We start from the raw sequence: 14966 nt of genomic DNA on the forward strand, positions 1-14966 counted from the left end.
CACCCCAGCGCGAGGACAGCCCTATGACCTCTGCAACCGACCCATCCACCGCCCTCACCCCGTTTCCCGACCATACGCAGCTTCCTGAATCTGACGGTACATTCGTGAAAAATTTTCAGGAACATCCCCAAAGCATTCTCCTAACAAACTCGATTAAACCGATATTGCAAAAACGTCATCCTGATGGGCAGTACTGTATTGGACAAGATAGCGGTATCTACTGGCGGATAACTGACCCTCCAGAAAAAGGCGCAGAAGCACCAGACTGGTTTTATGTAGGGAATGTACCACCTACTTTGAATGGACAAACGCGCAGGTCTTATGTACTATGGCGAGAGTTTATTGCCCCATTGATTGCATTGGAATTTGTTTCCGGGGATGGTAGTGAGGAGCGAGATAAAACTCCTTGGAAGGGGAAATTTTGGATTTATGAGCAGGTGATTCGTCCTCCCTTCTACGGCATTTATGAAGTGAATAAAGCCAGCGTTGAAGTTTATGAATTAATTGGTGGACAATATCAGTTATTAACAGCAAATGAACGCGGACATTATCCCATACATCCTTTAGGAGTTGAGTTAGGAATTTGGCAGGGGCAATATTACAATATGGAATTACCTTGGCTACGCTGGTGGGATTCACAAGGTAATTTGTTATTGACTAGTGAGGAAAGAGCCGATCGCTTGACTGCTCAATTGCGATCGCTCGGCGTTGAACCAGAAGCATAATCTTGAACAAAAATCAACTATTTATTCACATCCAGCAACCGCGAAGTTTGTAACCGACTCATCCACTTTTCTAAATAAACTCGATTATCTTTTTGTTCATTTGGATCTTTAGTATCCAAAGGATAAGGCATCAGTCCTAAAATCGTTGCTGTCGTCACGCAAAACATCGATTTTTGGAAACTTATGCAAATTTGGACTCGCAAATCATCTTCACCCCGAAGACTACGACGATAAATTTCGTGCAAATACTCTGGAAGATAATGACGCATATCTTGCATCAATAAGGTGGGAGGAATACCTGCGCCGCCTATAGGCAAAGGATCGGCATACAACGCGCCATATTGAAATCGAGTTTGATCTGGGGGAATTTGATATCCTTGGGCGTTGTATGAAACAGTACCGTGGAAAGGAGTTCCTCGGAAGAATACTGCCTCTACATAAGGTATTGCTGTATCTGCTAAGAAGGTCAAACCAACGCTTTTAGGAATGATTTCATAGACTTCATCCCGAATTTTGACGGCGTAGGTAATTGGGTTTGATGCATTTGCCACTAACCCTGCTTTAATATGGTCTACAACTTGGGGAATCGATTTGATTTCGCCTCGGTCGTAGCGGTCTGATAAGTTGAGGAACATATCAGCCATAACTCGCCAGAATTGACCTAAACCAGTGTAGTAAGCAGAGACGCGCAAATGTTCTGTTAAGAAATCTGGAAACAGTTGGTTAATACCCGAAATGAGAGGATTATTTTTAAATTTTGCGGCGATAACGGCTTGTGCCCTCTCCTGAAATTCTTGTGTATCTAAATACGTATCTAGTCCACCGCCACCGTGCCACATCATGCCTTTCATGCAATACTCGGCATATTCAAAATTAATTCGGTTATGCCACCAGTGGCGGAGTAATTTCTGAAAAGAAATTTCTCCATTAAAGTATTTAAAAAATGGGAAAAATACTAAAAACTGATGCTCGGCAATATAGTTAAGATTTTTTGAGTAAGCATCTAAAACTACGCCATAGCTTTTAAGAATACCAACTACTTCCAGCACATTTTCTGGAGTATCAGGGAGTAATGCTTCTCCTTTTTGTAGACGTTCAATATACTCAGCTAAGGGATTGTGAGTAGCTTTTTTTTTAATAGTTACCATTGCATCTCTCCAAAAAGTTTAGGAATTGGGGTACTGGGCATTGGGCATTGGGCATTGGGCACTTGTACTGAGCAAAGACGTAAAGCCTGCGGCATAGCTACGCTTAGGGCGCAGCCTCTCCAAGAGTTGTATTGGGCATTTGGTATGGGGAAAAGTTTTCCCCAGTCCCTAGTCCTTAAGTCCCTAGTCCCTAATTCCCTAGTCCCCAGTCCCCATTGCTTTATCCAAGGACACTGCTACTACTACGTTTTGGGTATTCACCATTGCTGTAATTGTTGGTTCAGTCCAGCGGACTAACCAAGCAGGTTGAATGCCGAAAATCACAATCAGCACAGCTAAAATTGCAGCTGGGATGCGATCGCTCCAATACACACGTGGTAAGTTGGTAACTGATGCAGACAGGCGGCCAAAAAAGGCGCGGTTGACGAGAATTAAGAAGTAAACTGCTGTTAAACCTGTACCAAGCATACATAAAAGGGTTTGCACTGGGAAAACTGGAAAACTTCCCCGATAAACTATGAATTCGGAAATAAACCCTAGCATTCCCGGTATACCAGTGCTGGCCATGACTCCGACAATCATCAAGCTACCGATTACTGGCATACCTCGTTCTGGGTTCAGCAATCCTTGGATAATTTCTAAATCACGGCTTCCAGCTTTTTTATACACAACCCCTACCAGCAAAAACAGCATTGCCGAAATCAAGCCGTGGCTAATCATTTGCATCACAGCACCCAACACACTTAAAGGTGTGGCAGCCGCCGCCGCTAAAAGAACGTAACCCATGTGTCCAATGGAGCTGTATGCTACCATTTTTTTCATATCGGTTTGAGCGATCGCGCAGGATGAACCGTACAGCACACTTACTACTGCCCAAGTTGCCAACCAAGGAGCCACATAACTCCAAGCTTCTGGTAACAAGTTCATGCCAAACCGCAGTAAGCCGTAAGTTCCCAACTTCAATAGCACCCCAGCCAACAACACTGAAATCGGTGTGGAAGCTTCAACGTGAGCATCTGGCAACCAAGTATGGAAGGGAACTAAGGGAATTTTAATCCCAAAACCGATCAAAATTCCTGCTAGCAGTAAAAGCTGTGTCGCTAGAGGTAGAGTTGTAGCGTTTAAGGTTGCTAGTGCAAAGTTAGAGGAACCACTTAGCCAAACCATGCCGAGGAAACTTGCTAAAATTAGGATTCCCGAAACGGCTGTATAAATGAGGAATTTCGTAGCAGCATAACCCCGCTTGGCACCACCCCAAATAGCTATCAACAGATACAGCGGAATCAGTTCCAATTCGTAAAACAGGAAAAATAGCAGTAAATCCTGTGCCAAAAAGGCTCCAGTCACCCCAGCACTTAATAATAGTATCAAAGAGTAATAAAATTTAGGACGCTGTAGGGATTCATCACTGCTGTAAATGGCAATGCAAGTTAACAATGCATTTAAAACCAGCAATGGCAAAGATAAACCATCTATCCCAAGGTTATAATTCAAGCCTAAAACATCTATCCAAGGGAGAGACTCAGCAAACTGTTGAGTAATTTCTCCTGGATGAAACTGAGTTGCTAGTACAATCGTCCATAAGAAAGCGATACTGGCAAAGACCAAAGCCACCCCACGGGCGAATTTCCCATTGATGCCAGAAGGCGAGAAACCAATTAAAGCTGCGCCGATTAACGGCACTAGAATTAAAACACTAAGCATAGACGGAATTTAGGTAAGAGGAGCAGGGGGAGCAGGAGGAGTAAAATAATAACTCCTGCAGAGACGCGATTAATCGCGTCTCTACTTATAACTCGCTTAAAAAGGCAATTTATCTAGTAAGCCCAGTGACCAGCTGATGAAAAAACCCAGGACGCTGACAACTGCTAGGATGGTCAACATATAGCCCTGAGATTGCCCAGAAATGCTGTACTTTAAAGTTTGTCCGCCGAAAATTGTGGCAAACCCAACCAAGTTTACTAAACCGTCAACCAAGTAGCGATCGCTCCAAGCAGAAATTTTAGATAGTAGTGCTACTACACTTACCACGGTTACAAGATAAACTCGGTCAATATAAAAATCATAACCTAACAAGTCTTGCAGAAATCTCCACGCCAAGATTCTCGATCTAGACCAAGCTTTGTGCAGATAAACTGTACACCCTACACCTACGCCCACCACGGTAGAACCAAACAACGCTAACGCCACATACCAATTAATACTTTCCCAATCTGGTAGTAAGTACCATTGCTGTAGCATCACAGGCACAAGCAGAGTCAGCACTGTGAGAATCACCATTGGCAAAGCCATCTGCCAACCAACTTCTGGCGTGCGACGGGTCTTTGGTTGCGGTTTTCCCCAGAACACTAATCTAAATACTCTGGTCAAGTTCAATGCTGTCAAACCATTGACCAATACTAAAACCCCAATCACCCAAGGGCTAATATTTACGAAACCGTCAGCCCATGCTAACATTGCCCAGAAGCTTCCCAGTGGTAGTAGTGTTACCATCCCAGCTGAACCGACTACAAAGGCAGTGGTAGTGGCTGGCATCCGTGACCACAGACCACCCATTTCTGTTAAGTCTTGGCTTTGGGTAGTCAAGATTACTGAACCAGAACTCATGAATAATAATGCTTTAGCGATCGCATGAGTTAACAGCAACATCAAGGCCACACCCCCTTGCTGCAACCCCACGGCCAAAAACACTAACCCCATGTATGCACTGGTGGAATGAGATAGCGATCGCTTAATGTCAATTTGAGCTATGGATACTAATGTGGCCCCAATCGCTGTCACCGTTCCCATAACTACCAAGGCATTCAACGCAACTGGCGACAGGGCTAACAATGGTTGAAATTTATACAGTAAATAAGCACCACCCGCGACTACCAACGAATTCCGCATTACCGAGGCAGGGTTGGGCCCTTCCATTGCTTCATCTAACCACAGGTGCAGTGGAAATTGGGCACATTTACCAGCAGGCCCAGCAATTAACGCCAAGCCTAGCAACGTCGATGTCATTGGACTTAAATTAGCTGTTTGCGCCCACTCATATAAATCCGAAAAGTTCAAACTCCCGGCTAAGGTGGAAAGTGTCACCACAGCCATCAGCAGCAACAAGTCTCCCACCCGTTTAGTCCAAAACGCATCTCGCGCCGCCGTTACTACTAGCGGTTGAGCATACCAGAACCCCACTAGCAAGTAAGTCGAAAGCGTCAGGACTTCCAAAAGGGCATAGCTGAGAAACAAAGAATCACTGATTGCTAGACCACTCAACGCTGCTTCAAAAAACCCCAGCAGCGCAAAAAAACGCGCCAACGACCAGTCCTTTTCCATGTAACCCAGAGCGTAAACTTGTGCCAGTAAGCTTAACCCTGTAATTAAAACTGTTGCCCCAATACTCACTGGCGACAGTTCTAGGGCAAAAGATAAGTCTAAATCTGCTGCTTTGAACCAATTGATTAGTAAGTTTACCGGTTCTCTATCCCAGATACTTTTAAATACAAACAGGCTATGGACAAAAGCTAAAACAGTCGTCAACAAGTTGAAGTATGCCGCAGGTCTTGGACCTGTTCGCCGAATTATTCCTATTCCCCACGGCAAGGTCAAAATTGCGCCCAATAAGCTATAAAAAGGCACAAACCAACTTGTTGAAAATAGAAATTGATCCATTTAAATTTCCCTTGATGACTCAGCCTTGATTTTAAAAAAACTTCAAAACAATTATTTATTTAATAATATCTAATAAGATTAATTTACCAAAACACTGATGTTTTTTTTACTATTGTTTCAACTAAATTCCAGGAGGTACTTTTACTTAACCTTACTCTATTAAACATAAGGTAAAATATAACTTTACATAAGTAAAAGCATTTACTTGCCTTAGCATCACCGACCTTTTTACATTTGTATTTCTACTTTGAGCAAAGTCCTTTATAGGATATATTTGAAAAAATTATATACTTTTCACCTAGTCCTTGTACATATAGTAATATTGCAGCAAAGATAGATACAGCAAAACATACAGCCGCTGCTTAACCCTCGCCAGATAGGATTAGCCTTGGTTATGAATGTCGTTTTGTAAATGTAATAAAGAAATTATAAAGCATAAGTGGCCGCTCTAGGAATCTATCAACTTTAATTGCCCAGAAGCACAGATAAATTTTTGTTAAGTTTTTTAAAACTTTCTTATCATAAACTATTATAGTAATTTATATTGCCAGGGACGCCAAGCTTTCCTATGCTTAATTTGGAAGTGTTTTCTTAGCTCTAAGATAAGCTCTCCCCGTCAAAAATTTCAAACAACAGTACTGATTAGATCCATTTTGTAGGAGTTCTGCGATGCCAATTGCAGTTGGGATGATTGAAACGAAGGGCTTTCCAGCAGTAGTGGAAGCTGCTGATGCGATGGTGAAAGCCGCCCGTGTCACTTTAGTAGGCTATGAAAAAATTGGTAGCGCTCGTGTCACCGTGATCGTTAGGGGAGATGTATCGGAAGTTCAAGCTTCTGTAGCAGCGGGAGTTGAAGCGGCGAAAAGAGTCAACGGTGGTGAAGTGTTATCCACTCATATCATTGCTCGTCCTCACGAAAACCTGGAATACGTCTTACCGATACGTTACACAGAAGCTGTGGAACAATTCCGTACTTAAAAAGCTGTTTAAACAAAGTAATTAACGCTCTTTACTTGATTGAGCAACACTTTTGTCCAGGGCTAAAAACTTTGAAATAGGGATTAAAACTAATGTCAATTGCAGTGGGAATGGTTGAAACGCTAGGCTTTCCAGCAGTGGTGGAAGCTGCTGATGCAATGGTGAAAGCTGCCCGCGTCACCCTAGTCGGGTATGAAAAAATCGGTAGTGGTCGGGTGACGGTGATTGTCCGGGGTGACGTTTCAGAAGTGCAAGCTTCTGTGGCCGCAGGAGTTGAATCTGTAAAGCGAGTCAATGGTGGACAAGTGCTGTCTACTCATATTATTGCTCGTCCTCACGAAAACTTGGAATACGTCCTGCCAATTCGTTATACCGAAGACGTAGAGCAATTCCGCGAAAATGTGAATGCAATTCGTCCTTTCGGCAGAAGACCGTAATTTGAATGCAAGTTGCCAAAGTTCGCGGCACAGTAGTTAGCACACAAAAAGATCCAAGTCTCAGAGGTGTAAAACTACTGTTGTTACAATTAGTGGATGAAGACGGAAATATCCTGCCAGAATACGAGGTAGCAGCAGATAGTGTGGGAGCAGGAGTAGATGAGTGGGTACTTGTCAGTCGTGGCAGTGCTGCTCGTCAAGTTCTTGGAAATGAACAACGTCCATTAGATGCAGTAGTGGTGGCGATCATAGATACCATTCACGTTGAAGACCGCCTCATTTACAGCAAAAAAGATCAATATCGATAGTCATTAGTCATTGGTCATTAGTCATTAGTCATTAGCTCTCGACAAAAGGCAAAGGACAAATGACTGATGACAGACAATACAGGAGGAATCTCGCGATGGCAGTCCGCAGCACGGCGGCACCCCCAACCCCGTGGTCAAGGAATTTAGCTGAACCCAAAATCCATGAAACTGCCTTTGTACATTCATTCTCCAATCTGATTGGGGATGTACAAATAGGTGCAAATGTAATCGTTGCTCCGGGGACTACGATTAGAGCGGATGAAGGCACACCTTTTTATCTTGGTGAAAACACCAATATTCAAGATGGTGTGGTCATTCATGGGTTAGAGCAAGGTCGAGTAATTGGTGATGACCAAAACCAATACTCTGTATGGATTGGTAAAAACACTTGCATTACCCACATGGCTCTAATTCACGGGCCAGCTTATGTAGGGGATAATTCCTTTATTGGCTTTCGCTCTACGGTGTTTAATGCCAGGGTGGGTGCAGGTTGCATCGTGATGATGCACGCTTTAATTCAAGACGTAGAGATTCCCTCAGGTAAGTATGTACCTTCGGGAGCGATAATTACCAGCCAGCAACAAGCTGACCGCTTGCCAGATGTGCAAGATCAAGATAAGGAATTTGCTCATCATGTGGTTGGAATTAATCAGGCATTACGAGCGGGTTATCTCTGTGCTGCGGATAACAAATGTATAGCACCCATTCGGGATGAAATTGCTAAATCTTATACAGGTAATGGTATTACTGTCTTAGAGTTGGAAAGGAGTAGTGAAGTGTCGAGCAATAGCTTGGGTGCAGAAACAATAGATCAGTTACGCTATCTATTGGAACAAGGGTATAAAATTGGTACGGAACACGTGGATCAAAGACGGTTCCGCACGGGTTCTTGGACTAGTTGTCAGCCAATTGAACCGAGATCCATCGGTGAAGCGATCGCAGCATTAGAAAGCTGTCTAAAAGACCATAGCGGCGAATATGTCCGACTGTTTGGTATTGACAAAGATAGACGCCGTGTGCTAGAAACCGTCATCCAACGTCCAGATAGTGATGCTAAAACAGCTACCAATTTTAAGGCTCCGGCTAGTCGTGGCAATAGCAATTACAGCAGCAGTAATGGTAACGGTAACGGTTCTAGCAGTGGCAAAGTCAGTGGCGAAACTCTAGAGCAAATCCGCCAACTATTGGCAGGTGGTTACAAAATTGGTATGGAACACGTAGATGAGCGTCGTTTCCGTACTGGTTCCTGGACTAGTTGCCAGCCAATTGAAGCAACTTCCACAAATCAAGTAATTTCCGCCTTGGAAGAATGTATAGCAAGCCATCAAGGCGAGTATGTGCGTTTAATCGGCATTGATACCAAAGCCAAACGGCGGGTATTAGAAAGCATTATCCAACGTCCAAATGGTCAAGTAGCTTCCTCTGGTAGTCAGAAATCATTTACTACTAGTGCAGCACCCTCTGCAACAGCAACAGCTACCAGTAACCGCTTGAGTTCTGAAGTAGTAGACCAACTCCGGCACTTATTGGCTAGCGGCTCAAAAATTAGCCTTGAGCACGTAGATCAACGGCGCTTCCGTACAGGTTCCTGGACTAGTACCGGTCAAATTCAAGCCTCCTCAGAAAGAGAAGCGATCGCAGCCGTAGAAAGACAGCTCGGCGAATACCCAGGGGAATATGTGCGCTTAATTGGGATTGACCCTAAAGCCAAACGGCGGGTATTAGAGACTATTATCCAACGTCCAAATGGTCAAGTAGCCTCCTCTGACAGTCAGAAATCATTTACTACTAGTGCAGCACCCTCTGCAACAGCAACAGCAACAGCTACCACTACCCGCTTGAGTACTGAAGTAGTAGGCCAACTCCGGCAATTATTGGCTGGCGGCTCTAAAATTAGCATAGAACACGTAGATCAACGGCGGTTCCGGACTGGTTCCTGGACTAGTACTGGTCAAATTCAAGCCTCTTCAGAAAGAGAAGCGATCGCAGCCGTAGAAAAACAGCTCGGCGAATACCAAGGGGAATATGTGCGTTTAATTGGTATTGACCCCAAAGCCAAGCGTCGGGTATTGGAAACGATTATTCAACGACCATAGTAGAGAGAGACGCGATTAATCGCGTCTGTACTAGGGAGTAGGGAATAGGAAATTTTAATATCTACCACTCTCCACTCCCCATTCCCCATTGCCCCTTATCCCCAGAGGGGGTACCGAGTTCCCCATTCCCCACTCCGGCTTCCGAGGTTAAAATTTCCATGTCTGTGCCGCCACTGCGCCTCAGCAACAACTTTGATTCTTACATTAGTGGTGAGGTGACTATTCATCCAAGCGCGGTACTTGCACCTGGGGTGATCCTCCAAGCGGCTGTAAACAGCAAAATCATCATTGGGCCAGGGGTCTGTATTGGTATGGGAGCAATTCTCCAAGTTCATGAAGGAACCCTAGAGGTAGAAGCAGGCGCAAACCTAGGAGCCGGTTTTTTGATGGTTGGCAATGGCAAAATTGGAGCAAATGCTTGCATTGGTTCAGCGACAACAGTTTTTAACTATTCGGTTGAACCTGGGCAAGTAGTACCACCGGGTTCAATTCTAGGAGACACCAGTCGTAAGATTGCCCAAACAAAGCAACTGGAACCATCTACAAATAACCCAACTTCTACAAGTGTGCCGCCGCAGAAGGAAGAGGAAAATGGCTTAGGTGGAGTTAAGGAAAAGGTAATTTCCTCAACGAACTTCTCAGCTTCGGCTTTTGTGGATTTCAAACAAAACAAGTCGATCTCTTACTTTAAATCTCCCACAACTCCAGAAAGTCAGTCTCTTCCCGTGGAGGAACCGGCCAATAATGCTGACTCCACCTTGGGCGAAGCCGCTAAACCGTCTACAGAACATAGCTCAGACCCCAGTCAGCCAGTCGCAGAATCCCCTAACGGTTTTGGGACTCAAATTTATGGACAAGGGAGCATAAGCAGACTGTTGACCACATTGTTTCCTCATAGACAATCCTTGAGCGACCCAAACTCTGACGATCAGTCCGAGTAAGTGTTAATTGTAAGTTGTCGGCTTTTTCCGTATTTTGGAGAATTCACATGGAAACATACAATCAACGGTCTATTCGTACCATCCAAGGAGCGAGTAGTCAAGATACCTTTCAGGATACTGCTTTGGGTTTAGTTTCTACACGCAGCTTTCCAGCGATAGTTGGTACAGCTGATATGATGCTGAAGTCAGCCGGAGTTCACCTAGTTGGGTATGAAAAAATTGGCAGTGGTCATTGTACTGCGATCGTCCGGGGTGGAATTGCTGACGTGCGTCTGGCGGTAGAATCAGGTGTGCAAACGGCTGAACAGTTTGGTCAGTTGGTTTCTAGTTTGGTGATTCCCCGACCTTATCCCAATCTAGATATAGTGCTTCCCATCACAACCCGTTTCACGAAATTGATGGAGGAGGGCAATTACAGCCGTCTGAGTAATCAAGCAATTGGTTTGGTAGAAACGCGAGGATTTCCAGCGATGGTAGGAGCGTGTGATGCCATGCTCAAAGCTGCTGATGTTCATTTGGCAGCCTATGAAAAAATTGGTGCGGGTTTGTGTACAGCCATTATTCGTGGTTCCGTAGCAAATGTGGCGGTAGCAGTGGAAGCGGGAATGTTTGAGGCAGAACGCATTGGGGAATTGAATGCAGTGATGGTAATTCCTCGACCGCTGGATGAAATGGAGCAAACCTTGCCATTAGCAAGTTGCTGGATAGAAGAACGCGAACCGTTAAACTTGCCAGTGAATATTAAAGAACAAGTTGCCGAAATCGAGGTACTAAGATTACCAGATTTAACCAAGCTACCTACAAAAGTTAAAGAAGAATTATGGAATGATGAATGATGAATGATGAATTGTAGAAAATCTACATTCAGCATTCAACACTCATCGTTTAGATGGAAGGCATCTTACGCTTTTGCTGTTCTGATAATAGCTTCTTAAATCCATAATTTAAATACCTTTATATTAATATAAATAATAGAGTTTTATCTATAATAAAACTCGTAACTTTCTGTGAGCATTGGTATATCATTTGCCAGTGTTCAGCAATACTAGTTTTATATCTATGAATCGCTATTTACAGGAGAATCACCCTTGAACCAAGCGACGCTGCACCAGTTAAAGGTGTTCGAGGCGGCGGCACGACACAGTAGCTTTACTCGCGCTGCTGAAGAATTGTTTCTCACCCAACCTACCGTTTCTATGCAGATTAAGCAACTCACAAAATCGGTAGGGTTGCCATTATTTGAGCAAGTGGGGAAGCGGTTGTATTTGACAGAAGCAGGACGGGAATTATTTACCACTTGTCGGCAGATTTTTGACAATATAGCCCAGTATGAAATGAAGGTAGCAGATTTAAAAGGGCTAAAACAGGGACAATTACGCTTGGCAGTGATTACAACAGCTAAATATTTTATCCCACGTTTGTTAGGGCCCTTTTGCGAACTTTATCCAGGGATTGATATCTCGCTACAAGTGACGAATCACGAACAAATTTTAGAACGGATGAGTCAGAATCTGGACGACTTATATATTATGAGTCAAATTCCAGACACTATAGATGTGACTTGTGAACCATTTTTAGAAAACCCTTTGATAGTCTTTGCACCGAATAATCATCCGTTGTCCAAGGAAAAAAATATTCCTATACAACGTTTGTCGAACGAACCTTTTATTATGCGGGAACCAGGTTCAGGAACTCGTCGCGCCGTCCAAAAGCTATTTGAAGAACAAGGGGTAACAGTAAAAGTCAAGCTAGAATTGGGAAGTAATGAAGCAATTAAACAAGCGATCGTAGGTGGTTTAGGAATTTCTGTTTTATCTCGTCATACCTTACTATTAGATGCGCCACAGTTCAGCATTTTAGATGTACAACACTTTCCCATTCAGCGAAATTGGTACATGGTTTACCCATCTGGCAAGCAGCTATCTATTGTTGCTCGTGCTTATTATGAGTATCTACTAGCTGCGGCAAAAAATATTGTTGAGCAAAAGGCTGATACTACTTCTAGTACGCTTGAACCAATTCACGGGTAAAATAATTCGTAATTATGAATTACGAATTACCTAAAGGGGTTGACGGTTAGACCGGGAAACATTGACAATTAACCAGCAGAATCATTAAAAATGGGGGAAAACTGGCAGTGGTTAACCCGGAAATACCGTCTTGGCGCAAAACAGTACAAAGCGAGATTGTAGCTGTTACCGTGTACGCTGACAGAGCACTGGTTACACGGCGGGGTGTAGTTTATTTAACAGGAATTGAACAGGAATTAGTAATTACTCCGGTGCCAGTGACTCTAGAAACTGAGTCTGTCAGGGTTAGCGGTACAGGAACAGTCGGAGTGCGCTTGCTGGGAGTTAGTAGCGATCGCATTTACACTACTGAACCTGTAGCGGAGCGAGTCGCACATTTAACTAGGCAAATTCAGCAATTAGAATCAGAAAAACGCCACCTGCAAGCTCAAGTGGATGCTTTATCATTACAGTCTAGTTTTATCGCCGGCTTACGTGAAAAAACAGAAGAACCCTTTTCCCAGAGTTTGTCTCGGAAAAATCTCAGCCTTAGCGAAACTTTGGATTTCTTAAACTTTATCGGAAGCCAGTATAGTGAGTATGCGATCGCATCCGGAGAGTGCAAAACCCAACAGCAGGAATTAGACAAACAACTGCAAGCACTCCACACCTCACTGCAAAAAATCCAAACACCCCATCCTAAAGAGAGTTTTAACTTAGTTGTGGCAGTTGAAGTAGCGGGTGAAGGCGAATTTGAATTAGAGATATCATACTTAGTAAATCGCGCTAGTTGGACTCCCTTTTATGACTTGCGCTTTAGCACTACCAGCGATATTGTACATCTGAGTTACCTTGCAGAAATTACCCAAAGTACTGGTGAAGATTGGATTGGTGCAAATCTCACCCTTTCTACCGCTAAACCGGGATTAGGTACACTTCCACCCAAACTTGAACCTTGGTATATTGATGCCCCACGTCCACAACTGTTACAACGACACCGATTTACTGCCCAGCCACCACTGCTGCCTAGCATCCCAGAGCCATCTGCTTCTGCTGCCAGAACGGATTGGCAAGAACAAGACGAAGTTACAGAGGATAGTCTTATCCCAGCAGAAACCGTTACAGCAGAAGTATCCAAAGAAGGGAGTGTAGTTACCTTTAAATTGAATAGTGGCGGTAACATTCCCAGTGATGGCGCACCCCATAAAACTACGATTTTCAACGATGATTATCCTTGTAGCTTCGATTATGTAGCAATGCCGCGCTTGGTAAGTTTTGCTTATCTACAAGCGAATGTGAAAAATAATCCCAACGGTGCGGCTTTGTTACCAGGCAAAGCGAATATTTTCCGCGACAACGTTTTTATTGGGACAACTCAGTTAGAGAATATTGCACCAGGACAAGAGTTCAAACTGAACTTAGGGATTGATGAAGGTTTAAAAATTGAGCGCGACTTAGTTGAACGTCTGGTAGATAAAAGATTAATTAGCAACCAACGCCGCATTACTTATAGTTATCGGTTAATAATTACTAACTTACTCGACAAAGAAGTAAATCTGAAACTAACTGAACAACTGCCAGTTAGCCGCAACGAGCAAATTAAAGTACGCCTCAGTCGCAGCAACCCACAAATTCAACTTGGTGAAATGGGGATTTTAGAATGGCAGTTAACTCTTCCACCCCAAGAGCGGCGAGAGGTATATTACCAGTTTAATGTTGAACATCCACCTGACTTAATGGTAGTTGGGTTAGATATTTAGAAAATCCCAAAAATTGAAGGAGGGAGAAGCAGGAGGCAAAGGGCAGTTTTGCTGCTGCTCCTGCCTTACTCGATAAATTCTCCAATATTTAGTAGTGGCGTGGCAAGCTTACTTAAAATTTGTGCAAGAAATTTTGTCGGTTGGCTCCTTCGCGTCAGCGTCGCGCAGCGAAGTATAAGACCCAACACCCCGATGAATGTTGGGTTTCGCGTTGCTCAACCCAACCTACGCTTGATGCATCATTTTAGCTGTGCCACGCCAGTAGAGTGTGTTACTTCGTTAACGCACCGTCTTTATTTGATTTCTTGCGGTGCGTTGTACCCTCCGGCTTTTGCTGGCTAAAACCGCTTTGCCAGAATCCCTCACCGCTGATAAGTCAGATTTATGTGTAGCATCAGTCTTTTTTTTGTCAAGCCCTGTTGACGATTTGTAACAAAACTGTTAAATTTAGTTACATAAGTAAACAAAGAAGAGAAAAAACTATGTACACCACCACTAACGAAGACGGCATTCTCAACAACTACGCAGCTGAACCCAAGATGTACTACGCTGAGTACCCAGCAATTTGGGAACAACGTAAATACGTTTTGCAAGGTCTTTTTGCAACTTTAATCGTTACCGCTTTAGTTTTGGTTGGTTTTAGCGTTAGTTAAGATTTTTTGATTTCGGTATCACTGTATCTCATCGTTAATCTCACTTCTCGACTTTACCTCGGCTAATTTAGCCGGGGTTTTTTGTGTTTTATGCATTCCAAACGGCGAGTGATATATTGCGTTGTAAAATAACAGCGATCGCTCTATGGGACTTCCAACTAAAAAAATATCCTATCGCTGTGGAGGCAGGGGCTAGTAAGTCAAAAGGTAAAAGTAAAAAGTAAAAAGAAAAGAATTAAGAATTAAATTTCAAG

General features: G+C 43.6%; 14 protein-coding genes. 11 read left to right on the top strand and 3 right to left on the bottom strand.

The genetic code is table 11. The annotated features are described in order from the left end of the window. The first annotated feature begins 23 nt into the window (after positions 1 to 23). Entirely contained in the window at positions 24 to 725 is a 702-nt protein-coding gene (locus tag RM347_RS19055) for a Uma2 family endonuclease (RefSeq protein WP_322717849.1), read from the top strand. 17 nt (positions 726 to 742) lie between these two features. Here RM347_RS19055 and RM347_RS19060 read toward each other — a convergent pair whose 3' ends face one another. The 3 genes from RM347_RS19060 to RM347_RS19070 form a co-directional block, all read right to left on the bottom strand. Beyond that, complete coding sequence (locus tag RM347_RS19060) at positions 743 to 1873, bottom strand: CO2 hydration protein (protein WP_322717850.1); 1131 nt, start codon at positions 1871 to 1873, stop codon at positions 743 to 745. Positions 1874 to 2071: 198 nt separating this feature from the next. Beyond that, a complete protein-coding gene (locus RM347_RS19065) occupies positions 2072 to 3577 on the bottom strand; it encodes an NADH-quinone oxidoreductase subunit M (RefSeq protein WP_322717851.1) in 1506 nt (501 codons plus the stop codon). Between the two features lie 96 nt (positions 3578 to 3673). Continuing rightward, entirely contained in the window at positions 3674 to 5530 is a 1857-nt protein-coding gene (locus tag RM347_RS19070) for an NAD(P)H-quinone oxidoreductase subunit F (RefSeq protein ID WP_322717852.1), read from the bottom strand. Between the two features lie 669 nt (positions 5531 to 6199). Between RM347_RS19070 and RM347_RS19075 the strand changes: the two genes are divergently transcribed. The 10 genes from RM347_RS19075 (at position 6200) to psb34 (ending at position 14712) form a co-directional block, all read left to right on the top strand. Continuing rightward, entirely contained in the window at positions 6200 to 6508 is a 309-nt protein-coding gene (locus tag RM347_RS19075) for a carbon dioxide-concentrating mechanism protein CcmK (protein WP_190891121.1), read from the top strand. A gap of 92 nt (positions 6509 to 6600) precedes the next feature. Then, a complete protein-coding gene (locus tag RM347_RS19080; RefSeq protein WP_010995041.1) occupies positions 6601 to 6945 on the top strand; it encodes a carbon dioxide-concentrating mechanism protein CcmK in 345 nt (114 codons plus the stop codon). 5 nt (positions 6946 to 6950) lie between these two features. Beyond that, complete coding sequence (locus RM347_RS19085) at positions 6951 to 7253, top strand: EutN/CcmL family microcompartment protein (RefSeq protein ID WP_322717853.1); 303 nt, start codon at positions 6951 to 6953, stop codon at positions 7251 to 7253. A gap of 95 nt (positions 7254 to 7348) precedes the next feature. After that, positions 7349 to 9349: a ribulose bisphosphate carboxylase small subunit gene (locus RM347_RS19090; protein ID WP_322717854.1), complete on the top strand. Its 2001-nt coding sequence runs from the start codon at positions 7349 to 7351 to the stop codon at positions 9347 to 9349. A 158-nt stretch (positions 9350 to 9507) separates the two neighbouring features. Next, positions 9508 to 10290, top strand: coding sequence for a transferase (locus RM347_RS19095; protein WP_322717855.1), 783 nt, complete (start codon positions 9508 to 9510; stop codon positions 10288 to 10290). 47 nt (positions 10291 to 10337) lie between these two features. Beyond that, entirely contained in the window at positions 10338 to 11126 is a 789-nt protein-coding gene (locus RM347_RS19100; protein ID WP_322717856.1) for a BMC domain-containing protein, read from the top strand. Between the two features lie 252 nt (positions 11127 to 11378). After that, positions 11379 to 12320, top strand: coding sequence for a LysR family transcriptional regulator (locus tag RM347_RS19105; protein ID WP_322717857.1), 942 nt, complete (start codon positions 11379 to 11381; stop codon positions 12318 to 12320). 107 nt (positions 12321 to 12427) lie between these two features. After that, positions 12428 to 14059, top strand: a complete 1632-nt coding sequence (locus RM347_RS19110) for a mucoidy inhibitor MuiA family protein (protein ID WP_322717858.1) — start codon at positions 12428 to 12430, stop codon at positions 14057 to 14059. Between the two features lie 99 nt (positions 14060 to 14158). After that, entirely contained in the window at positions 14159 to 14401 is a 243-nt protein-coding gene (locus tag RM347_RS19115) for a hypothetical protein (protein WP_428850578.1), read from the top strand. Between the two features lie 140 nt (positions 14402 to 14541). Continuing rightward, positions 14542 to 14712 carry a photosystem II assembly protein Psb34 gene (gene psb34, locus RM347_RS19120; protein ID WP_194040917.1) on the top strand — a complete coding sequence of 57 codons (171 nt, stop codon included), beginning with the start codon at positions 14542 to 14544 and terminating at the stop codon, positions 14710 to 14712. The last annotated feature ends 254 nt before the right edge of the window (positions 14713 to 14966 follow it).

This window comes from Nostoc sp. ChiQUE02 (assembly GCF_034531305.2).
In the GTDB taxonomy this organism is placed as follows: domain Bacteria; phylum Cyanobacteriota; class Cyanobacteriia; order Cyanobacteriales; family Nostocaceae; genus Nostoc.

What these genes read in the sequence shown, in the direction of transcription:
- RM347_RS19090 (WP_322717854.1), top strand. Translation starts at nt 7,349, where the DNA reads ATGGCAGTCCGCAGCACGGCGGCACCCCCAACCCCGTGGTCAAGGAAT.
- RM347_RS19095 (WP_322717855.1), top strand. Translation starts at nt 9,508, where the DNA reads ATGTCTGTGCCGCCACTGCGCCTCAGCAACAACTTTGATTCTTACATT.
- RM347_RS19100 (WP_322717856.1), top strand. Translation starts at nt 10,338, where the DNA reads ATGGAAACATACAATCAACGGTCTATTCGTACCATCCAAGGAGCGAGT.
- RM347_RS19085 (WP_322717853.1), top strand. Translation starts at nt 6,951, where the DNA reads ATGCAAGTTGCCAAAGTTCGCGGCACAGTAGTTAGCACACAAAAAGAT.
- RM347_RS19060 (WP_322717850.1), bottom strand. Translation starts at nt 1,873, where the DNA reads ATGGTAACTATTAAAAAAAAAGCTACTCACAATCCCTTAGCTGAGTAT.
- RM347_RS19070 (WP_322717852.1), bottom strand. Translation starts at nt 5,530, where the DNA reads ATGGATCAATTTCTATTTTCAACAAGTTGGTTTGTGCCTTTTTATAGC.
- psb34 (WP_194040917.1), top strand. Translation starts at nt 14,542, where the DNA reads ATGTACACCACCACTAACGAAGACGGCATTCTCAACAACTACGCAGCT.
- RM347_RS19065 (WP_322717851.1), bottom strand. Translation starts at nt 3,577, where the DNA reads ATGCTTAGTGTTTTAATTCTAGTGCCGTTAATCGGCGCAGCTTTAATT.
- RM347_RS19080 (WP_010995041.1), top strand. Translation starts at nt 6,601, where the DNA reads ATGTCAATTGCAGTGGGAATGGTTGAAACGCTAGGCTTTCCAGCAGTG.
- RM347_RS19055 (WP_322717849.1), top strand. Translation starts at nt 24, where the DNA reads ATGACCTCTGCAACCGACCCATCCACCGCCCTCACCCCGTTTCCCGAC.
- RM347_RS19075 (WP_190891121.1), top strand. Translation starts at nt 6,200, where the DNA reads ATGCCAATTGCAGTTGGGATGATTGAAACGAAGGGCTTTCCAGCAGTA.